Annotated in this window: 19 protein-coding genes; 18 read left to right on the forward strand and 1 reads right to left on the reverse strand. The window is 40.0% G+C overall.

Annotation, left to right across the window (positions count from 1 at the left end; translation table 11 throughout):
• Positions 1-61 precede the first annotated feature (61 nt).
• From B4H39_RS00245 to purH, 16 genes are all read left to right on the forward strand, one after another.
• The gene (locus tag B4H39_RS00245) at positions 62-1,588 is read left to right on the forward strand and encodes a YfcC family protein (RefSeq protein ID WP_251420986.1); all 1,527 of its coding nucleotides are present in this window, start codon (positions 62-64) and stop codon (positions 1,586-1,588) included.
• 48 nt (positions 1,589-1,636) lie between these two features.
• A complete protein-coding gene (locus B4H39_RS00250) occupies positions 1,637-2,980 on the forward strand; it encodes a M20 family metallopeptidase (protein WP_251420985.1) in 1,344 nt (447 codons plus the stop codon).
• Positions 2,981-3,165: 185 nt separating this feature from the next.
• A complete protein-coding gene (locus B4H39_RS00255) occupies positions 3,166-4,362 on the forward strand; it encodes a CCA tRNA nucleotidyltransferase (RefSeq protein WP_251420983.1) in 1,197 nt (398 codons plus the stop codon).
• Entirely contained in the window at positions 4,359-5,753 is a 1,395-nt protein-coding gene (locus B4H39_RS00260; RefSeq protein WP_202229330.1) for a C69 family dipeptidase, read from the forward strand. The genes B4H39_RS00255 and B4H39_RS00260 overlap by 4 nt, the downstream gene beginning before the upstream one ends.
• Before the next feature lie 155 nt (positions 5,754-5,908).
• On the forward strand, positions 5,909-7,753 hold the full coding sequence (locus B4H39_RS00265) for a glycerophosphoryl diester phosphodiesterase membrane domain-containing protein (protein WP_202229333.1): 1,845 nt from the start codon (positions 5,909-5,911) through the stop codon (positions 7,751-7,753).
• A gap of 95 nt (positions 7,754-7,848) precedes the next feature.
• A complete protein-coding gene (locus B4H39_RS00270) occupies positions 7,849-9,699 on the forward strand; it encodes an ABC-F family ATP-binding cassette domain-containing protein (protein WP_251420982.1) in 1,851 nt (616 codons plus the stop codon).
• Positions 9,700-9,884: 185 nt separating this feature from the next.
• Complete coding sequence (locus tag B4H39_RS00275; protein WP_202229337.1) at positions 9,885-10,724, forward strand: thymidylate synthase; 840 nt, start codon at positions 9,885-9,887, stop codon at positions 10,722-10,724.
• Between the two features lie 145 nt (positions 10,725-10,869).
• A complete protein-coding gene (locus B4H39_RS00280; RefSeq protein ID WP_251420981.1) occupies positions 10,870-11,295 on the forward strand; it encodes an ASCH domain-containing protein in 426 nt (141 codons plus the stop codon).
• 104 nt (positions 11,296-11,399) lie between these two features.
• The gene (purC, locus tag B4H39_RS00285) at positions 11,400-12,116 is read left to right on the forward strand and encodes a phosphoribosylaminoimidazolesuccinocarboxamide synthase (protein ID WP_251420980.1); all 717 of its coding nucleotides are present in this window, start codon (positions 11,400-11,402) and stop codon (positions 12,114-12,116) included.
• A 54-nt stretch (positions 12,117-12,170) separates the two neighbouring features.
• Complete coding sequence (purS, locus tag B4H39_RS00290; RefSeq protein WP_251420979.1) at positions 12,171-12,413, forward strand: phosphoribosylformylglycinamidine synthase subunit PurS; 243 nt, start codon at positions 12,171-12,173, stop codon at positions 12,411-12,413.
• A complete protein-coding gene (gene purQ / locus B4H39_RS00295) occupies positions 12,413-13,093 on the forward strand; it encodes a phosphoribosylformylglycinamidine synthase subunit PurQ (protein WP_251420977.1) in 681 nt (226 codons plus the stop codon). Before purS ends, purQ begins: the two co-directional genes overlap by 1 nt.
• The gene (purL, locus tag B4H39_RS00300; RefSeq protein WP_251420975.1) at positions 13,090-15,306 is read left to right on the forward strand and encodes a phosphoribosylformylglycinamidine synthase subunit PurL; all 2,217 of its coding nucleotides are present in this window, start codon (positions 13,090-13,092) and stop codon (positions 15,304-15,306) included. The genes purQ and purL overlap by 4 nt, the downstream gene beginning before the upstream one ends.
• The gene (gene purF, locus B4H39_RS00305; protein WP_251420973.1) at positions 15,291-16,706 is read left to right on the forward strand and encodes an amidophosphoribosyltransferase; all 1,416 of its coding nucleotides are present in this window, start codon (positions 15,291-15,293) and stop codon (positions 16,704-16,706) included. Before purL ends, purF begins: the two co-directional genes overlap by 16 nt.
• Positions 16,699-17,712, forward strand: a complete 1,014-nt coding sequence (gene purM, locus B4H39_RS00310; RefSeq protein WP_251420971.1) for a phosphoribosylformylglycinamidine cyclo-ligase — start codon at positions 16,699-16,701, stop codon at positions 17,710-17,712. Before purF ends, purM begins: the two co-directional genes overlap by 8 nt.
• The gene (gene purN / locus B4H39_RS00315) at positions 17,709-18,251 is read left to right on the forward strand and encodes a phosphoribosylglycinamide formyltransferase (RefSeq protein WP_202229349.1); all 543 of its coding nucleotides are present in this window, start codon (positions 17,709-17,711) and stop codon (positions 18,249-18,251) included. Before purM ends, purN begins: the two co-directional genes overlap by 4 nt.
• A 40-nt stretch (positions 18,252-18,291) precedes the next feature.
• On the forward strand, positions 18,292-19,842 hold the full coding sequence (gene purH / locus B4H39_RS00320; protein ID WP_251420969.1) for a bifunctional phosphoribosylaminoimidazolecarboxamide formyltransferase/IMP cyclohydrolase: 1,551 nt from the start codon (positions 18,292-18,294) through the stop codon (positions 19,840-19,842).
• A gap of 34 nt (positions 19,843-19,876) precedes the next feature.
• Here the strand turns inward: purH and treR are convergent, their stop codons facing one another.
• Positions 19,877-20,593, reverse strand: coding sequence for a trehalose operon repressor (gene treR / locus B4H39_RS00325; RefSeq protein WP_286927467.1), 717 nt, complete (start codon positions 20,591-20,593; stop codon positions 19,877-19,879).
• A gap of 128 nt (positions 20,594-20,721) precedes the next feature.
• On the opposite strand from treR, the gene B4H39_RS00330 reads away from it, so the two are divergent.
• Both B4H39_RS00330 and B4H39_RS00335 read left to right on the forward strand, forming a co-directional pair.
• Entirely contained in the window at positions 20,722-21,207 is a 486-nt protein-coding gene (locus tag B4H39_RS00330) for a PTS sugar transporter subunit IIA (RefSeq protein ID WP_251420965.1), read from the forward strand.
• A 12-nt stretch (positions 21,208-21,219) separates the two neighbouring features.
• The gene (locus B4H39_RS00335; RefSeq protein ID WP_251420963.1) at positions 21,220-22,767 is read left to right on the forward strand and encodes a PTS transporter subunit EIIC; all 1,548 of its coding nucleotides are present in this window, start codon (positions 21,220-21,222) and stop codon (positions 22,765-22,767) included.
• Positions 22,768-22,782: the final 15 nt, after the last annotated feature.

The raw sequence follows: 22,782 nt of genomic DNA on the forward strand, positions 1-22,782 counted from the left end.
GTTTGAAAAAGCATTAAACTAAAGTTGTTGTTATATGCATAAATATACAAAGGAGGTATATATGGAAACAAAAGCAGAAAAGAAAAAATTGCAAATGCCATCGGCATACACGATTCTTTTCATTATCATTGTACTTATTGCGATCTTGACTTGGTTTATTCCAGCAGGTCACTACAAGGTAGATGATGCAGGTAATATTATTGCTGGATCGTTTACACAAGTTGCTTCAAACCCTCAAGGGATTTGGGACATGCTTATGGCCCCCGTTAATGGGATGTTAGGTATTGAAGCAAAAGGAAACGTACCTGCTACGCCAGCGGCGATTCCCATTTCATTCTTTATTTTAATGGTGGGTGGCTTTTTAGGTGTAGTGAATAAAACAGGTGCCCTTGAAGCAGGTATTGCCTCGATCGTTAAGCGTTTTAAGGGCAAGGAGAAGATGTTGATTCCGGTCTTAATGATTCTCTTTGCACTTGGTGGATCAACCTATGGGATGGCGGAAGAAACATTGGCTTTCTATGCTTTGATTATCCCTGTCATGATTGCGGTTGGGTTCGATACGGTTGTGGCTGTTGCTATCGTTTTAGTGGGTTCACAAGTCGGCTGTTTAGCTTCTACAGTGAATCCATTTGCCACAGGTGTAGCTTCTCAGGCAGTAGGAATTTCCATGGGACAAGGTATGGGCCTTCGTTTCTTCATGCTGGTTGTACTTACAGTTATCTCAATTCTCTATGTTTATCGTTATGCTTCAAAGATTGAAAAAGATCCTACAAAGTCTTTGGTTTACAAAAATCGTGAAGCCGATATCCAACATTTCGACATTGCTTCTATTGAAAAACAGGAAAATATTACGCAACGTCAAAAATGGGTAAATGTTGTCTTCTTCGGAAGTTTTGTCATCATGATTATGTCACTTGTTCCATGGGACATGTTAAATGAGCATTTTACTTTCTTTAATGACTTTACAGCTTGGTTAACATCAATCCCAGGTTTAGGTGTTGTTCTTGGTAAAAGCATGGTGCCTTTTGGGGCATGGTACTTCCCAGAAATTACAATGCTTTTCATCGTCATGGCTGTCGTGGTTGCTTTTGTTTACCGTATGAAAGAATCTGAATTTATCTCTGCCTTCCTCGAAGGTGCATCAGACATGATAGGTGTTGCGATTGTTGTAGCTGTGGCACGTGGGATTCAGGTTGTGATGAACAACGGGATGATTACAGATACAATCTTGCATTGGGGTGAACAAGGACTTCAAGGTCTTTCATCAAGTCTATTTATTATCTTGACGTTTATCTTCTACCTGCCAATGAGTTTCTTAATTCCATCAACATCAGGCCTTGCTGCTGCTACGATGGGAATCATGGGTCCAATGGGCGAATTCGCCAATGTTTCAAAAGATTTGGTCATTACAGCTTATCAATCTGCATCAGGAATTTTGAACCTGATTACCCCAACATCTGCCGTTGTTATGGGTGCACTTGCTATTGCCCGCTTTAACATCGGAACATGGTGGAAGTTTATGGCCAAGTTGATCGTGATTCAGTTGGTTGTAATCATGATTATCCTTGGTGTTGCCGCAGTATTATAAAAAATGAATAAATGGCTTTCCAGATGGAAAGCTTTTGTTGGAGGTCAAATGAAAACTTTTATTACAGACGAATATCAAACAGCAGCAGTACAAGCACTCGGACGTTTAGTCAAGCATGCATCTGTATTAGACGAGAGTGATTCTGGAGCGGGACATCCTTTTGGTAAAAAAGTTTTGGGTGCTTTGGAAGAAGTCTTAGAACTTTGCCAAGAATTAGGTTTTAAGACTTTCCAAGACCCGGAAGGGTATTATGGTTACGCTGAGATTGGGGAAGGCGAAAAACTCTTTGGCTTACTTTGTCACATGGACGTTGTACCTGCAGTAGATCAAGCAGGTTGGGAAACTGATCCTTTTGAAATGGTCGAGCGTGATGGCCTTTTAATCGGTCGGGGAACACAGGACGATAAAGGCCCAAGTATGGCTGCTCTTTATGCGGTAAAAGCATTAATGGATGCTGGGGTTACATTTGACGGACGTATTCGCTTCATTTTTGGTACAGATGAAGAAACACTTTGGCGTTGTTTGGATAAATATAATGAGAAAGAAGAAGCAATCACCATGGGCTTTGCTCCTGATTCTCATTTTCCACTTAACTATGCCGAAAAAGGCTTACTTCAAGCTTATCTTACTGGACCTGGTACAAATGATTTCGAATTGCACGCGCCCGGTGCATTAAATGTTGTACCTGATCGTGCAGCTTACACTTCGAAGAAAATCGAAGAAGTAAAAGCTGCCTTGACAGCGCATGGCTTTGCTTATGAAGAAACAGAAAAAGGGATTTCGGTAAAGGGAAAAAGCGTACACGCGATGGCTGCACCAGAAGGAGTAAACGCAATCCTACGTTTGTCTATTGCCTTGTCAGAAGTATTTGACTTCAAACCCCTTGATTTCTTAGGTAAGCTTGTTCAAGAGAATGCCACAGGCGAAAATGTCGTGGGTAAGGTCATGGATGAGCAGTCCGGTGAATTAACCATGAATTTCACAGATGTTGAAATCACTCCTGAACATACAAAAATTGGTGTGGATATGCGTATCCCAGTAACCATTGATAAAGATGAACTTGCTGCAAAGCTTGCTACTCAAGCAGCAGAATATCAACTTGAATATAAACAATATGATTGGTTAAATCCCCTCTATGTGCCAGTAGAAAGTGAACTCATCCAAACCCTCCTTGCGACATATCGTGAAATCACAGGAGATATGACGGAGCCGATGGTTTCTGGAGGAGCTACCTTTGCCCGGACAATGAAAAATTGTGTGGCTTTCGGAGCTATGTTCCCTGACACACCGGACTACATGCACCAAGCTAATGAACAGTGGGCCGTTGCGGATTTGCGTAAAACGATGGTGATATATGCTGAAGCCATCTATCGTTTATGTGCAGTGAAGTAATCGCGTTCCATAAGAAAAAAATGATTCACGAGAGAATCATTTTTTTACAAGGAGAGCTTTGAATAAACAATTACTTTTAATTTTCAAACAGCCATGTTTACATCGCTAGCCTGCACTAAATCTTTTTATCTTTAAAAAAACTACTCAGCGACTCTTTTTCATCTGAAAAGTGCTAAAATAGAAGTATGAAACTAGAGAATTTGCCGTCAGAATTTGTACAAGCTTTGCCGGTTTTGGAAAAAATACAGGCACATGGTTTTGAGGCTTATTTTGTAGGAGGAAGCGTTCGTGATGCGCTTTTGCAAAGGCCAATCCATGATGTGGATATTGCAACCAGTGCTTATCCAGCTGAAACCAAAGCCATATTTCCGCATACCATCGATGTGGGAATTGATCACGGTACCGTGTTGGTCTTAGCTGGTCAATCTGAAGCTGAACATTATGAAATTACTACTTTCCGTACAGAGAGCACTTATACAGATTATCGCCGTCCAGATTCTGTAGATTTTGTCCGAGAACTTTCGGAAGATCTAAAACGGCGAGACTTCACGATTAATGCCTTTGCTATGGATACTGAAGGAGAGATTATAGATTTATTTGATGGCCTTTCCGATTTAGCTGGGTCACGCTTACGGGCTGTTGGAATTGCAACGGAACGCTTCAATGAAGATGCGCTTCGGATTATGCGTGCAATGCGTTTTGCTGCAACTTTAAATTTTAATGTTGAAGAAGAAACCTTTAAAGCCATGCAGGCACGAGCCCATCTTCTAAGCAAAATTTCGATTGAACGCATTTTTATTGAACTCGACAAGTTGCTTCTGGCTAAAGATTGGAAAAAAGGCTTAGAAATATTGCTTGCATCGGAAGCTTATACTTTCTTGCCTGACTTGCAAGAAAAGGCTATACAAGCATTACTTCAAAATTTAGAGACAGGTTTTACCTTTGCCAATTCAGCACAAGCTTGGGCTGCGCTTTTAGTACACAGTGACCACGTAAATGTTAAAGATTTCTTGAAAAAATGGAAAGTGTCTAACGACTTTATCAAATATGTGTATGATTTGACAGAAGCTTACAGGCTTGAAAGTTGGAGTTTAGAGAGCATTTATCGCTATGGTTTAGAAAAAGCTCTACTTGTTGACCAGCTTAAAGTTGCTGCAGGCCAAGAAGTTGATTGTGACCAGGCTTATTTCTACGATGAAAAGCTCCAGATTCATAGTAAGTCAGAGCTTGCAGTAACTGGTAATGATATTATTCAAACATTTAATATCAAGCCAGGTCCGATTTTAGGGAAGTTGCTGCATCAGATTGAAAAACAAGTCGTTAACAACCAATTAAAAAATGATAGAAACAAAATTTTAATATATATTAAGGAGATTCTATGATTACTCGTAAACAAGGTTCATGTACGACTATTTTAGTTGGGAAAAAAGCCTCAATTGATGGTTCAACACTTATTGCTCGTAATGACGATGGCCATGAAGCGCTTGATCCACAACGCTTTGTTGTTGTTCAACCAGATGAACAACCGCGTCATTATAAAGCCGTGTTAAGTGCTTTGGAGCTGGATCTTCCAGAAAATCCAATGCGTTATACAGCAACACCAAATGCTGTTTTAACAAACGGAACTTGGGCTGCTGCAGGGATTAATGCTGCAAATGTTGCAATGTCAGCGACAGAAACAATTACAACCAACCCACGCGTTTTGGGGCTTGACCCTTACAATCAAGAAAGCGGTATGGGAGAAGAAGATTATGTTACTCTTGTCTTGCCTTACATCCACAGTGCGCGTGAGGGTGTTGAACGCTTAGGTGCCCTTCTTGATCAATATGGGACATATGAACCCAACGGTATTGCTTTTGCTGATAAAGAAGAAGTTTGGTGGTTGGAAACGATTGGTGGTCATCATTGGGCAGCAGTTCGCATCCCAGATGATTCTTATGTGGTTGCGCCTAACCGCATGAACATTGATCATTTTGATTTTGAAAGTGAAGATACGCTTTGTTCAAAAGATTTGAAAGCATTAATTGATGAAAATCATCTCAATCCAGATTTTGAAGGTTACAATTTACGTCATATTTTTGGTTCTAGCTCAGTTAAAGACAGTGTATATAACAATCCACGTACTTGGTACGGTCAAAATGCTTTGGGAACTCCAAGTGATGATCCTCAAAATCAAGAATTACCCTTCATCTGTAAAGCCACACGTAAAATTTCAGTAGAAGATGTGAAATTTGTACTTTCAAGTCATTTTGAAAATACTGAGTTTGATACCTATGGTACAACAAACACACCAGAACAAGCACAACTTTTCCGCCCAATTGGGATTAACCGTAATCACAGTGTCCACATTTTGCAAATCCGTAATCATGTGGATGAAAAACTTGCAGGTATTCAATGGTTGGCATTTGGGGCAAATACCTTCAACCATGTCGTACCTTTCTACACAAATGTTGAAGACACACCAGCATGCTACCGTGATGCAACAGCTACATTTGACTTGAACAATATGTACTGGCTCAGCTGTACAGCAGCGCTCCTTGGCGATACAGATTACAGCAAATACGTTGATTTACGTGATACCTATGAATTGGCAACTGTCGGTAAGTTCCGTGAAATCCAAAATAAAACGGATAAAGCGGGAGCCGCTGCAGACCCACAAGCAGCAAATGAAGAATTGGCAGCCTTTGCGTTGAAAGCAATGACTGAAATGCTTGGTCGTATGGTAATTTCAGGTTCAAATCGTATGAAGCTCCGGTACGACTTTAACGACTAATAATAACAGACAGAAAGCACCGAGGTGCTTTTTTTGATGCCCTATACAAAATGTCTATCCTGTAAAAGAGTGCAAAGCATATTCTTAGTGTTCAGAAAATATTATGTTAAAATAGGGAGACATTTATTATATACATTACTAAAAAGGAAATGAAAATGCGTAAAACGTTTCAGATGACAAAAGATTTTTTTAAAAATACGTTTAACTATTTTGGTCCCGTAATCTTTTTTCACCTCTTACTCTTACTGGTCGTAGTTCCAACTTTGACTGTGACCACTAATTTTTTACTTCGCCGTAAAGAAATTGATTATCTTGCTTATGATAATGTTATTTCCATTTTTAGCAAGCATCCCCTAACGGCACTCGCTTTGGTGGGAATCCTAGTGTTGACCTTGGTAGCTGTATTTTTGGAGTTTACTTTTCTTACTATACTGGTTCACTTTGTGAGGAAAAAGGAAAAAGTAACGATTCCTGAGTTGCTTTATGCAACATTTTCAAGATTGAGGCACCTTCGACCTTCCCTTATTCTATTTTTCCTATTTTATTTTATGTTGGTTCTGCCTTTGAGTGGTTTTGCAAGCGGTATCGATATCATTTCTGCCATTCAGGTGCCCAACTTTATACTGGAATTTATTGCTACTAACAATTGGTGGCTCTTGGCGGCTTATATTTTACTGACTGTATTATCTATTTTTATCGGCTACCGTTTGATTTTTGTCTTGCCGCTCATGATTTTACAGCAGAAAAAACTCAGAACTTCATTGAGCACCAGTTGGCAGATGAGTAAAGGAACATTTAAAGTTTTCTTTTTCCGTTTCACAGCAATTTTTGTAAGTCTACTGGCCTCTTTTTGGGTGATCAGTCAGCTTTTGATTCTGTTGCAATCTGCAATTGATTATCATATGCCACAGATTGCCTTAGCATCAGCGACTGTGATTATGTTTATCATCCAAGTTTCAGCTCTACTGCACATGCTCTTGTCGTTGATACTGATTTTTTATGTAGTCATTAATCTGTTAGAGGAATTAACGTCAGAAGAAATACATGTAGAACTTAAGGCTTTTCGTCTGCTGCCTAAAGCTTGGCGCTGGGTAAGTCGCAGTTTATTAGGGATTTTTACGGCTCTGTTTATTGCACTTATTGGCATTTTTAATGTCTACTATCTCAGTCAAGATACCCTATCAGATCCACTGATTATTTCTCATCGTGGTGTGTCAGAGAAAAATGGCGTTCAGAATACAATTCCGGCTTTGATTGAAACCAGCCAAACCTATCGTCCAGATTATGTGGAAATGGATGTCCGGGAAACAAAAGACAAACAGTTCGTTGTCATGCATGATGAAAATTTACGGCATTTAGCTGGTGTCAACAAGAGGGTAAATGAGCTGACTTTAGCTGAGCTTACGAAACTCACTGTCCGGGAAAATGGAAAATCTGCTCCATTGCCAAGCTTTGATGAATACCTAAAAGAAGCAGATAAACTTCATCAAAAATTGCTGATTGAGATTAAAATTCCACTTAATGATGATGTAGAGGCAGTGAGTAAGAATTTCTTGCAACGTTACAAAAAAGATATCGAAGCAAAAAAACATCAAGTACAATCTTTAAGCTTTGATTTGTCACGGAGTCTAAAAAATCACGATCAGTCTACTTTTGTCTCTTACATTATGACCTACAATCTTATCGGGGTACCTAAAAGTAATGTAGATGCTTTTTCCGTTGAAATATCAACATTGAATTCAGAATTTGTAGAAAAAGCGCATGAATATGGCAAAAAAGTATATGCCTGGGATGTCAATACTCCAAATACGGTACAACGTATGCGCCTGTACGATGTGGATGGATTAATCACAGACGATATACCTGTGGTGAAGAAAACGATTGAAAATACACGAAACAGTATGACGTTTTCTCAAAAGCTTCGTATTTACCTCTTGGACTTAGGAAATGCAGACTTGACAGATTTAAGCTCGGAGAGTTTTTCTAGTTTTAATGTTTAATATCAAAAGGCAAAGGGCTCAGGCTCTTTGCCTTTTTTAAGTTGTGCTATAATAAATAAGAGTATTCAGAGAAAAAGATAGGATTGAGAGCGAACATGGCAGACTTTTTAGCATCAGAATTAACAAAAAGCGTGGGAGATAAAATACTTTTTGATAAAATTTCATTTATCATTCATGACCTCGATCGCATAGGGCTATTAGGGACAAATGGCACAGGTAAAACGACCTTGCTTAATACGATTGCGGGTATACAAGGTTTTGATGGAGATGTTTCTCCATTTACTCACCCCCAAGATTATAAAATTACCTATTTGACGCAAGAACCAGATTTTGACGATACAGCGAGTATCATGGATACTGTTCTGGATGATTCACTCCCCCAAATGAGGGCCATCAAAAGATATGAAGCTGCACTTTTAAATATTGAAGACTTAAGCAAATTTGAACGTGCTCAATCCGATATGGATGCTTTAAACGCTTGGCAAGTAGAAGCAGATGTGAAAACAGTATTGACAAAGCTCAAACTGCCTGATTTTTCTTCAAAGATAGGCTCGCTTTCGGGTGGACAAAAACGCCGTGTGCAGTTGGCCCAAGCCCTTGTGAATCCATCAGACTTACTTTTGTTGGATGAGCCGACAAATCACCTTGATGTGGACACTATCGCATGGTTGCAAAACTATCTCAAAAACAGCAAGAGAACAGTGCTCTTTGTGACACATGATCGCTATTTTTTGGACAATGTGGCGACACGTATATTTGAGCTAGACAAGTCAAAACTCAAAGAATATCAAGGAAATTATCAAGATTATTTGGCGCAACGTGCTGAAGCAGAGGAGCGTGAGGCTGCAAGCTTGCACAAAAACCAACAGCTTTACAAGTCTGAATTAGCATGGATACGTAAGTCTCCGCAAGCGCGAGCAACTAAACAACAGGCGCGTATTGACCGTTTTGAAAGCTTGAAAGAAGATATACGTACAGATAAAGACTTGGGTGATGTAGATATCAGTTTAGCGACGACACGCTTAGGGAAAAAAGTCATAAACTTTGAAAATGCAGTTTTTGCATTTCCTGATCGTCCAATTTTTTCTGACTTGAACTGGATTGTACAGAATAAAAGTCGGGTTGGGATTGTTGGTGATAATGGCGTAGGTAAGTCAACCTTGCTCAATATTATCGCCGGAGAGCTTCAGTTGACATCAGGAACGATGGATATTGGTGAGACTGTTAAAATTGGTTATTTTAGTCAAGAAATACGTGGACTTGAAGAGGACAAGCGCATCATCAATTTTCTGGAAGAAGTCGCTTCTGCTAGCCAAAATACAAGCGGTGAGACGGTTTCGATTGTCAATCTTTTGGAACAATTTCTCTTTCCGAGAAGCACACATGGTACTTTGATTCGTAAACTTTCTGGTGGTGAGAAGAAACGTCTTTATTTGCTAAAAATATTATTGACACAGCCTAATGTTCTATTGTTGGACGAACCAACCAATGATTTAGATATTGCAACTTTAACAGTTTTAGAAGATTTTCTTGCAAAATTCCCTGGTGCCGTAATTACCGTCAGTCACGACCGTTATTTCCAAGACAAGGTTTCCAATGAGCTTTTAGCTTTTGAGGATGGAAAAATTAATCATCTTTTTGGCGCTTACAGTGATTACTTGGCGACAAAAGTAACTGCTCCTGTGGAGGTGGCAACGCCGAAAGCTGATACACGGGTTCGTGAGAATGTAAAACCACGGATGACATGGGCAGAGAAACAAGAGTGGGCAACGATCGAAGAAGATATTGCCAAATTAGAAGAAAGAATAGAAGAAATTGATACAGAAATGAATGAAAACGGTTCTGATGCTGGTAGGCTTGCTGAGTTGCAAAAAGAATTAGATCAAGTTACTGCTGACTTAGAAGTAAAGTATGAGCGCTGGGAGTGTTTGAGCGAGAAAGTATAAAAGATATTCTGTTTTTTTGTGTTGAAGATGTTTCTCTTTTCTTTTGGGGATTCTCTGACTACTTTCCTAGGGTAGGTTGAAAAGCCCTACAGGAAGGAGGGGAAAAATGAGTACTTATCTTCAAACGCTCAATTCATAATATGATATAATGTTAGTCATGAATAAATAATTTAAGTGAGGGAAATATGACTTACGCAGATAAAATCTTCAAAGAAAACATCAGTAATATCCTCGAAAAGGGCGTGTTTTCAGAAAATGCACGCCCAAAATATAAAAATGGCCAAACAGCCAACAGTAAATATATTACAGGATCTTTCGTCACTTATGATCTTGAAAAAGGCCAATTTCCTATCACAACTCTTCGTCGTATCCCTATCAAGACAGCAATCAAAGAACTCATGTGGATTTACCAAGATCAGACAAGTGCACTCGATGTTCTCGAAGAAAAATATGGTGTAAAATATTGGGCTGAATGGGGAATCGGTGATGGTACCATAGGCCAACGTTATGGGGCAACAGTCAAAAAATATAATATTATCAGCAAACTTCTTGAAGGTTTGGAAAAAAATCCCTGGAACCGCCGCAATATCATTAATCTTTGGCAATATGAAGATTTTGAAGAAACAGAAGGCCTTTTGCCTTGTGCTTTTCAAACCATGTTTGATGTAAGACGTGAAGCAGATGGACAAATTTATCTGGACGCAACCTTGATTCAACGCTCTAATGACATGCTTGTCGCGCATCACATTAATGCAATGCAATACGTGGCTTTGCAAATGATGCTGGCTAAACATTTTAGTTGGAAAGTGGGTAAGTTTTTCTACTTCGTCAATAACTTGCATATTTATGATAATCAATTTGAGCAAGCGAATGAATTGCTGTCACGTACGGGTTCAGAAAAAGAACCACGCTTGATTTTAAATGTAGCAGATGGAACGAATTTCTTTGATATTAAACCCGAAGATTTTGAATTGGTGGATTATGAACCGGTAGGTCCGCAATTAAAATTTGATTTGGCAATTTAAGGAGATTACTGTTCTTATCCGCCTTCACGTTGCTTTATAGCTGCAGAATATTTTTCAAATATAGAGGATACCTTCCCTTGACAGAATGAATTGCTCCGAGAAAAAGATTCTGTTGAAACTTATAAGAAAAAGACTAGGAGGAAGAATGTACAAAGAATTTATCAAAGAAGCAAATTTAAATCCTGAGAACTTTGGTGGTGCATGGTCTTTTGGGAATAATCCGCAAATGGCCGATGAGATATTGGACCTTGTCCTTCAAGGTAAAAAACGAGCAACGGCGAGTGCTTTATTGGACTATGATCCTGATGAGGATTTACCTGAAGTTGATGGGAAGTATGAACTTTTACTAGACGGCAAAGGTTGCCCTCGAGCAGCAATTCAAACAAGTAAGGTTTATATTACTAAATTTAATGAAGTAACAGAGGAGCATGCTTTCAAAGAGGGTGAAGGAGATAGGAGTCTCGCCTATTGGCGTCAAGCTCACGAAAACTTTTTCCGAGAGATAGGGTGTTTTTCCCCGGATATGGATATTGTCTGCGAAGAATTTGAAGTTTTATATAAACATTCGTAAAAAACGAACAATGTTTAAAAAAGATATTGCTTTAACAAGTAATATCTTTTTTTGTACTCTAAATAAAGTTAGAATGAAATTATAAAATAAATAGGAGGCACATCGTGAGAAAGGGACGCTTACTTTATGAAGGTAAAGCAAAGAAGCTTTATGAGACAGAGGATGAACAGCTGATTTGGGTGGAGTATTGTGATAATGCAACAGCTCTGAATGGTAAAAGAAAAGAAGAAATTAAAGGCAAAGGCGCATTGAACAATCAAATTACATCCTTGATTTTTCAAAAATTGAATGCTGAAAAAATCCGAACAAGCTTCATTGAAAAATTGTCTAAAACCGAACAATTGAATCAAAAGGTTGAGATTATACCTCTAGAAGTGGTCTTGAGAAATCGTGTTGCTGGCTCTTTTGCAAAGCGATTTGCTTTGGAAGAAGGTGGCGTTCTTCCTCAACCCATTATTGAATTTTATTACAAATCTGATGTGCTGGATGACCCCTTTATCAATGATGCACATGTCTATTTTCTTGAACTTGCTCAACCAGAAGAAGTGGAATTCATCAAGTCAGAAACACTGAAAATCAATGCACTTCTACAAAAAATCTGGGCAAAAATCGGCTTAAGTCTGGTTGATTTCAAACTCGAATTTGGTCGTACAGCAGCTGGCGAAATTATCTTGGCAGACGAAATTTCACCAGATACTTGCCGCCTTTGGGATGCGGAGGGGAATCATTTAGATAAAGATGTTTTTCGCCGTAATATTGGCGATTTGATTGATGTATACAGTCGTGTACTCACAGCCCTTCAAGAAGAAAAAGAATTGTAAGATTTAAGCCGTATCTATAGAGAAAAATAAAAGAAAGTGAATAAGAAAGAGAAAATGAGCAAAGTAGAAGTTTACGTAACCTATAAAAAATCAATTTTAGATCCTCAAGGACAAGCCATCACAGCAGCAACTCAAAAGCTAGGTTATGCTGAGATAAAAGACATTCGTGTAGGAAAATATTTTGAGATTGAAGTTGATGCAACGGCTGAGGAATCAGTCTCTAAAGTTGAGGAAATCGCAGAAAAACTCCTTGCTAACCCAAACATGGAAACTTACAAGGTTGAGGTGGTAGATTGATGAAATTTGCAGTTATTCAATTTCCAGGATCAAATTGTGATTTTGACCTCCTTTGGGCCATTCGTGATGTGATGCAAGCTGAAGCCGAATTTGTCTGGCATGAGGAAAATTCTCTTTCAGGATTTGATGGTGTGTTGATTCCTGGAGGTTTCAGTTATGGGGATTACTTACGTTGCGGAGCCATTGCTTCTTTTTCTAACATCATGCCAGAGATTAAGCGTTTGGCAGCAGAGGGGAAACCTGTCTTTGGTACCTGTAATGGCTTTCAAATTCTTGTTGAGGCAGGACTTTTACCGGGTGCCTTGATTCAAAATGACAGCTTAAAGTTTGTCTCAAAGTGGCAAAACTTAAAAGTAAATAATAAGTCAAAATTTACGACAGCTTTTGCTGAAGATGAAGTGATTAGCTTGCCCATCGCACATGGGGAAGGCAAGTATATTGCGGATGAACAAACCTTGGCAGATTTAAAAGACAACGGACAAATCATTTTCACTTATGCAAATGGAAACCCTAATGGTTCAGCTTTAGATATTGCTGGGATCTGCAATAAAGAGGGCAATGTTTTAGGAATGATGCCCCATCCAGAACGCGCTGTAGAATCCCTATTGGGTGGAAATGATGGTCAAAAAATGTTTGCCAGTATCTTGAAAAATTTTGTAGAAGAAGGAGCGCCACAATGAGCGTTGAAATGAGTCCAGAAGAAATCCAAACGTCAAAAATTTATCGTGAATGGGGCTTGACTGATGAAGAATACTCTAAAATTAAAAATGAGATTCTTGGTGGTCGTTTGCCTAACTTTACAGAAACTGGCATGTATGCCGTGATGTGGTCAGAGCATTGTTGCTATAAAAATTCAAAGCCTGTCTTGAAAAAGTTCCCAACAGAAGGCCCACAAGTACTTATGGGACCAGGTGAAGGTGCAGGTGTCGTTGATATTGGTGATGATTGGGCAGTTGTTTTCAAGGCAGAATCACACAACCACCCGAGCTATGTTGAGCCCTATGAGGGAGCAGCAACAGGATCGGGCGGGATTATTCGTGACATCTTTTCGATGGGCGCGCGACCAGTTGCTCTTTTGGATAGTCTTCGCTTTGGTCAGATTGACAATGCTAAAACACGTCACATTGTTGACCGTGTGACAGCTGGAATAGCAGGATATGGTAACTGTATCGGTATTCCGACAGTAGGTGGAGAAGTAGCTTTTGACGAATCTTATGCGGGAAATCCTTTAGTGAACGTGATGTGTGTGGGCTTGATTGAGCATAAGCACATCCAAAAAGGGCAAGCCAAAGGTGTGGGCAACACAATCATGTATGTCGGCGCGAAAACAGGACGTGACGGCATTCATGGTGCTTCCTTTGCCTCTCAGGAGTTTGGTTCAGGTTCTGAAACACAACGTTCTGCCGTTCAAGTGGGCGATCCTTTTATGGAAAAACTTTTGTTAGAGGCTTGTCTCGAAGTGATTCATAATCATTCTGATATCCTTGTCGGTATTCAAGATATGGGGGCTGCTGGATTAGTTTCTTCGACTTCGGAAATGGCTTCAAAGGCTGGCTCAGGTTTGAAACTTAATTTAGACTTAGTGCCACAACGTGAGACGAATATGACACCCTACGAAATGATGCTTTCAGAATCGCAAGAACGCATGGTACTTTGCATTAAAAAAGGGCATGAAGACGAAATCGTTGAGCTCTTTAAAAAATACGAACTTGATGCGGTAAATATTGGCGAAGTTACTGATGACGGGATGTATACGCTATTCCACCAAGGTGAAAAAGTTGCCGAAATTCCAGTAGACTCTTTAGCCGAGGATGCGCCAGTTTATCATCGTGAAATGAAAGAACCTGCACGTATTGCTGCATTTGAAAAAGCCGAAAAATTTATCCCGGAAATTGCAAACGCAACAGAGGTACTCAAAGAACTCCTGAATCAACCAACGATTGCGAGCAAGCGCAGTATTTACGAAACCTACGATAGTCGTGTAATGACCAATACAGTTGTTGCACCTGGATCTGATGCGGCAGTTATCCGCCTCCGTCATTCCAATAAAGCTTTAGCGATGACAACAGACTGTAATGCGCGCTATCTCTATCTTAATCCCGAGATTGGTGGGCAAATAGCTGTCGCAGAAGCAGCACGAAATATCATTGCTTCAGGGGGGAAACCTTTAGCTATTACGGACTGCCTTAATTTTGGTAATCCAGAAAAGCCAGAGCAATTTTATGAGTTGAGCAAGGCGTGTGATGGCATTTCGGAATCTTGCCGTGTCCTATCCACCCCGGTTATCTCGGGCAACGTTTCCCTCTATAACGAAACGAACGGTCAATCTATTTTACCGACACCAATGATTGGGATGGTTGGCCTGATTGAAGATGTTGCACATATTACGACACAGGATTTTAAAGAAACAGGTGACTTAATTTATCTTATCGGGGATACTGCAGATGATTTCTCTGGGTCTGAAATTCAAAAAATGATGACAGGAGAGCTTTCAGGTACACTAAACTTCGACCTGCAAGCCGAAAAAGAAAATCAGGAACATGTATTAAAAGCAATCCAAGCGGGTCTCATTCAATCAGCACATGATTTATCTGAAGGTGGCTTAGCTGTAGCTCTTGTCGAGTCGGCTTTTGCAAACAATAAAGGAATTTCGGTTCATTTTGATGGCAATGTATCACAACTCTTCTCTGAAAGTCAAGGGCGCTTTATCCTCTCGGTTCATCCAGAAGATGAAAAGAACTTTGAAGAGCTGATGGCAGGGAAAGCAAGCAAGTTAGGGCAGGTTACAGAGAAGTCAGAAATTAAAATTTCGGCAAAAGACGGCGAAATTTCCCTATCGACTGAAGAAGCAAAAGCGATTTATGAAGGAGCGATTCCATGCCTTATGAAGTAAAGTCCTTAAACGAAGAATGCGGTGTTTTTGGTATCTGGGGACATCCTGAAGCTGCACAACTGACTTATTTTGGGCTTCATGCCTTGCAACATAGGGGGCAAGAAGGTGCTGGTATTCTGTCAAATAATGATGGGCAACTTCAACGGCATCGTGATTTAGGCTTGGTAACAGAAGTTTTTCGTCACGAAAAAGACTTGCAAAAATTATCAGGGAAAGCAGCAATGGGTCATGTGCGCTACGCCACCGCAGGTTCAGCAGAATTAAACAATATCCAGCCTTTTCACTTTAAATTTCAAGACACGCAGCTTGGTCTAGCCCATAATGGCAACTTGACAAATGCCATATCGCTACGACGTGAATTAGAAGCACAAGGTGCGATATTTTCTTCAAGTTCAGACACAGAAATTTTGGCGCATCTGATTCGCCGCAGTCATCATCCTGAATTTATGGGAAAAGTAAAGGAAGCCTTGAATACTGTTAAAGGTGGATTTGCTTATCTCTTGATGACAGAAGATTCGATGATTGCAGCTCTTGATCCTAATGGCTTCCGTCCCTTATCTATTGGGAAAATGGCTAACGGTGCGCTCGTTGTAGCCAGTGAAACTTGTGCCTTTGATGTGATAGGTGCGGACTTTGTTCAAGAAGTCAAACCCAGTCAGATTATTCAAATTAATGATCAAGGCTTGCATATTGAGCAATTTACAGATAAGACCAATACACAAATCTGTTCAATGGAGTATATTTATTTTGCACGTCCGGACAGTGTTATTGCAGGTGTCAATGTCCATACAGCACGTAAACAGTCAGGACGTATCCTGGCGCGTGAGGCACAAATAGATGCAGATATTGTTATTGGTGTGCCAAATTCGTCACTCTCAGCAGCATCAGGATATGCAGAAGAATCTGGCTTACCCTACGAAATGGGTCTGATTAAGAATCAATATGTGGCACGTACATTTATTCAGCCTACACAAGAACTAAGAGAACAGGGTGTACGGATGAAGCTCTCGGCTGTTTCCAGTGTAGTTGAAGGTAAAAAGGTTATCATGGTGGACGATTCTATTGTACGTGGAACGACAAGCAGACGAATCGTGCGTTTACTTAAAGATGCTGGCGCTGCTGAAGTTCATGTTGTGATTGCGAGTCCACCGCTTGCTTATCCATGCTTTTATGGTATCGATATTCAAAAGCGAGAAGAGCTGATTGCAGCCAATCACTCAGTCGATGAAATATGCCAAATCATTGGAGCAGATAGTCTTACCTTTTTAAGTCAAGAAGGATTAGTTGAGGCTATTGGCCACGATAATCTGTGTCTGTCTTACTTTGACGGTATATATCCGACACCACTTTACGATTACGAAGAAAATTACCTGAAATCTTTAGGAGGGAAAAATGTCTAAAAATGCTTATGCAAAGGCTGGAGTTGATGTTGAAGCGGGTTACCAAGTGGTTGATCGCATAAAAAAACACGCCGAAAAAACGAAGAGACTTGGCGTTCTTGGAGGACTTGGAGGATTTGGCGCGGCATTTGATCTTTCGAAACTTGATGTTAAGGAACCAGTGCTTATTTCTGGAACAGACGGAGTAGGTACTAAGCTGATACTGGCTATTGAAGCAGATAAACATGACACGATTGGGATTGATTGTGTGGCCATGTGTGTTAATGACATCATTGCAGCTGGAGCAGAACCTCTCTACTTTCTTGACTATATCGCTACCGGGAGAAACCATCCGGAAAAGCTCGAAAAAGTGGTTGCAGGTGTTGCCCAAGGATGTTTGCTGTCAGGTGCAGCCTTGATTGGTGGCGAAACAGCAGAGATGCCGGATATGTATGATACAGATGATTATGATCTTGCGGGTTTTGCTGTCGGTATTGCCGAAAAGTCAGCCCTTATTGATGGTCCCAAAAACGTTGAGGCAGGTGATATTTTATTAGGTCTTCCTTCCTCAGGGATTCATTCGAACGGTTACTCACTCGTTCGGAAAATCTTTAAAGATTTCGATAAACAAGAAATTCTTCCTGAGCTGGGACGTCCCCTCGGAGAAGAGTTGCTTGAACCCACCCATATTTATGTTCAAGAGCTCTTGCCACTTATAAAGGACAATATGATTAAAGGAATATCACACATTACAGGAGGCGGTTTTTATGAAAATCTTCCGCGAATGTTTGGTGATCAATTAACAGCTGAAATAAAAGAAGACAGCTGGGAGATTTTGCCTATTTTCAAAGCTTTAGAGAAATACGGTCAAGTTCCTCATGATGAAATGTTTCAAATTTTCAATATGGGAATTGGTATGGTCCTCGCTGTGGCTCCAGAAAAGGCTGAAGAAGTGAAGCAAAGAGTAAAATGTTACGAAATCGGAAAAATTACGCCTCGTATGAAACAATCGGTAATTATAAAATGAGGATTGCCGTTTTCGCCTCAGGATCAGGGTCCAACTTTGAAGCTCTAGCTCAAGCTTTTCCCACAGAAATTCAGCTCTTATTTTCAGATAAGACTGAGGCTTATGCTCTTCAAAGAGCCCAGCAGCTCAATGTGCCTTCCGTCAGCTTTACGCTAAAATCTTTCGCTAATAAACAGACTTACGAAGAAGCCATAGTTTCTTTACTCCGTGAATATCAGATTGATTTGGTTTGTCTCGCAGGTTATATGAAAATTGTTGGCCCTACTCTTTTGCAAGCTTATGAAGGTCGGATTATTAATATCCATCCATCTTATTTGCCAGCTTTTGCGGGTTCAGCACATGCGCTAGAAGAATCTTGGGAAGCTCAAAAGGGACTGGGCATCACCGTTCATTGGGTGGATGCGGGAGTCGATACAGGTAAAATTTTAGCCCAGCAGCAGCTTGATTATCACCCAGAACTCGCCGAATATGAAAAAAAACTCCATCAAGCAGAGCATGAATTGTATATAAAAGTAGTAGAAGAACTTATCAAAAAATAGTAACAGCTATTATAAACTTAAAAAAAGAAAAGGAATAAAAATGACTAAACGTGCGCTTATCAGTGTGTCGGATAAAAATGGAATTGTTGAATTTGCAGAGTCTTTGAGTAAGCTTGGCTTTGAAATTATCTCAACCGGTGGGACAAAAAAAACTTTGGATGAAGCAGGTATTGCAACTTTAGCGATTGAAAAAGTCACGCATTTTCCGGAAATGATGGATGGTCGTGTGAAAACATTGCATCCAATGATTCATGGTGGGCTTTTGGCACGACGTGATTTGGACACGCATGTAGCTGCTTTAGAAGAGCACAATATTACCCCCATTGACTTGGTTGCTGTCAATCTTTATCCTTTCAAAGAGACACTTTTATCAGGAGCTGACCATCAAACAATTGTTGAGAATATTGATATTGGTGGTCCTTCAATGTTACGTTCTGCAGCAAAAAATCATGCCGATGTTACTGTTCTTGTTGATCCAACAGACTATGCTACAGTTCTCAAAGAATTCGAAAAAGCTGGGGAAACTACCTTAGAGCTTCGTCAACGTTTGGCTGCCAAAGTTTTTCGACATACTGCTGCTTATGATGCGCTCATTGCACAATATTTAACAGAAAAATTTTCTGGTCAAGAGGAAAAACCTGAAAAGTTGACACTGACTTATGATTTAAAACAAGGGATGCGTTATGGTGAAAATCCACAACAAGATGCAGATTTTTATGAAAATGCACTCCCGACTGCTTATTCGATTGGACAAAGTGTGCAGTTGCATGGTAAAGAATTATCTTACAACAATGTGCGTGATGCAGATGCTGCGCTGCAGATTGCGCGTGATTTTACGGAGCAACCTACCGTTGTGGCGCTTAAGCATATGAATCCTTGTGGCATTGGACAAGCGGTGACAATCGAGCAGGCTTGGGACTATGCTTATGAGGCAGATCCTGTTTCTATCTTCGGGGGTATTGTCGTTTTAAATCGTCCAGTTGACCAGAAAACAGCTGAGAAAATGAGCAAAATCTTTTTAGAGATTATTATTGCACCAACATTTTCTGATGAGGCTCTGGCAATTTTAAAGAAAAAGAAAAATATCCGTTTGCTTACGCTTGATTTTGAACAAATTGGTGCATCAGAAAGAGAACCGATGATTACAGGTGTGCTTGGCGGTGTTTTAGTACAAGAACAAGATGTTGTTACAGAACAACAAGAAAGTTGGACAGTAGCAACGCAAGTCCAACCAGATAAGGAACAATGGGAAGCGCTAAAATTTGCATGGAAAGCAGTCAAATATGTGAAGTCTAACGGTATCATTGTTACAAATGAACATCAAACACTCGGCGTTGGACCCGGTCAAACCAACCGTGTAGCTTCAGTGAAAATAGCAATAGAAGCCGCTCAGGAAAAAGGTTTAGATAATGCTGTGCTTGCCTCTGACGCCTTCTTCCCCTTTGCCGATAACATTGACGAGATTGCCAAATCTGGCATCAAAGCAATTGTCCAACCGGGCGGTTCCGTTCGCGATCAAGAAGTCATTGAAGCTTGCGACAAGTATGGCATCACAATGGTCTTTACAGGTGTGAGACATTTCCGTCATTGATAAAAAAAGCTAGACGAGAGTTTAGCTTTTTTTATTAGTGTTTCTGCCGTCTCGAAAACTCAGTAAAGCGGAACTTGTCCACCTGATGTCGGCTTTCTGTATATTGGAAAATACTATTGTCGGAGAGGTAAACATGACTGCGCACACTAACAACATGGCGGTCTTTAGGGTTCAAGTCCAAATAGTCTTTGTCCTCAGTGTTAACAAAATCAATAGTAATCTCTTTTTGAGCATAGGAGATGTCTAAATTAAGCTGCTGCTCAAGATAAGCATAAAGGGAAGTTTGAATCATATCTTCTGTCATATTTGGTGCAATAGAAGCTAAGATATAGTCGCGATCAAGAATGACAAAACTGTTATCAATATTTCGGCGGCGCAAGATATGAAAAGCTTGAGCTCCTTCTTCAAAAAAAGAAAGCTCTGAAAGCTGCTTGTCTACAGTAATTTTCTCAAAAGTTAGGATTTCTGTAGTAGAGACAAAGTTTAAAGAATCTTTTAACTCTTTGAAAGAGATTAAACCAGATATGGGGAACATCAATCTTTCACGTGGAATAACGATTGATCCGAAACCATGTCGCCGTTGAATAATGCCACTTTGTTCTAAAATTTTTAAAGCTTGTCTTACCGTTGCACGACTGGTTTGATAGATTTCTGTGAGCTGATTTTCGCTAGGTAAAAGTTTATTTTCGGGATAGGTTCCCTCAATTATTTTTTTCTCTAAATCTCGAAGAATGATTTCATACTTTTTCATAGTATAAGTGTAGCAAAAAAGAAGTTTAAGATAAAGTAAAAATATAAACGCTTGCAAAACCGCTTTCATTTTGGTATCATTAACTTGTACGTACAAGTTATCAATTTATTATGTTTAAGGAGAGAAAGATGCTAGGTTTTGGCAAGAAAAAAACTTTGAGTGATGACACAGGTCTATATGCACCTCTATCAGGGACAGTCATTGATTTAGAACAGGTCGCGGACCCCGTGTTCTCAAAAAAAGTGATGGGGGATGGTTATGCAATTGAGCCAACGAGTGATCAAATTGTCAGTCCCGTAGCGGGGGAGGTCACCTTGGTTCAAGGCCATGCTTTAGGATTTAAGCGTGCTGATGGTTTAGAAGTCTTACTTCATTTGGGAATCGATACAGTAAGCCTCAACGGTCAACCGTTTCACATTAAGGTAAAGCTAGGGGATAAAGTTGAAGGCGGCGACAAGCTTGGGCGTGTGGATTGGCAACAGGTTGAAGCGGCAGGGCTTCCTTTGACAAGTATGATTTTAATCACCAATACTTCTGAAAAATTGGGCAGTCTTTCTATTGAAAAAGGAAAAGCTCAGGCAGGCGATAAGCTTGGCCAAGCAAAAGCAAAATAAAAAGGAGAAATCATGGCAGATTACAAAAAACTTGCAGCAGATATTATTGAAGCTGTTGGTGGAGAAGAAAATATTACAAAGGCTATTCATTGTATCACACGCTTACGTTTTTATTTAGTAGATAAAGATAAGGCAGATAGCGAAAAAATAGAAGCTATGGACGGTGTTGCTGGCGTTGTTTATAATGCTAACTTAGGACAATATCAGGTTGTTATCGGTCAAGCTGTTGCAGATGTTTATGATGAAATTGTGGCTCAACTTGGAAGTCGTGTAGTTGAGGGTGCTGATGATAACATAGTAACCGAAGAAAACAAGGTGTCGAAGAACCCAGTTGCGCGTGCTTTTCAGGTTGTGGTTGGAACAATCACAGGTTCAATGATGCCAATCATTGGTCTTCTAGCTGCTGGTGGTATGATTAATGGTATCCTTAACATGTTTGTTAAGGGAAATCATATTTTTGAACTTATTAGTCCTACTGACCCGACTTATATTATTATTTCAACATTGGCAATGGCGCCGTTCTATTTCTTGCCGGTTTTAGTTGGCTACGCGGCTGCAAAACAGCTAGGGTCAGACCCTTACGTTGTCGCTGCGGTAGGTGGCTTTATGATCCACCCTGCATTACAAGGTCTTGTGGCAGCACCAAATATTATTCAAAATGGTGAGATTGTTGCAGGAAAAGCTCCTGTTGTTATGGAGTTCTTTGGTGTTACCTTTAATACAAGTTATTTTAACATCCCAGTGAGTCTTCCTAACTATGCCTACACCATCTTCCCTATCATTGTAGCTGCTTGGTTAGCAAAACCTATTGGTTCTTGGCTTAAAAAGCATATGCCTTTGGCACTTCGTTCAATTTTTGTACCAATGATTACTTTCTTTATCGTTGCTTCATTGGTTCTATTGCTGGTAGGGCCTGTGATTAGTATTGTTTCATCAGCACTTGCTTCGGTTATTACTGGTTTGATTAACCTTAACCTCACTATAGCAGGAGCAATTATTGGTGGTCTTTATCAAGTTTTGGTTATCTTTGGTCTTCACTGGCTCGTTATTCCTATTTTGACACAGCAAATTGTGACAACGGGAGAATCAAATATTAATATGATTGTTTCCTTCACAATGTTAGCACAAGGTGCAGGAGCTTTAACTGTTTTCCTCAAAACACGTCAGCAAAGTCTTAAAGGTTTAGCATTGCCTGCGGCTATTTCGGCTTTCTGTGGTGTAACAGAGCCAGCCATGTACGGTATTAACTTGAAGTATATGCGCGTATTTATTATGAGTTCAATCGGTGCAGCAGCAGGTGCAGCTGTAGCAGGTCTCTTAGACTTGCATATGTATGGCTTCTCCGGCTCACTTATTGGTTTCCCTAACTTTGCGGCTACGACAAATCCACTGACGCATGCTGCAGGTAACCCGAATAACTTCATTGTTTTCTGGATTGCAACAGCAGTGTGTATCGTTGTTTCAATGACATTGGTGTGGTTCTTTGGTTTCAAAGACTCAGATACAATGGGAACAGGTCTTGAAAAGAAAAACGTATTTAAATCAGCTATAAATAAATAAAGAACAAAGGAAGAA

It is taken from the genome of Lactococcus sp. UBA7128, from assembly GCF_002492185.1.
GTDB lineage: Bacteria > Bacillota > Bacilli > Lactobacillales > Streptococcaceae > Lactococcus > Lactococcus muris.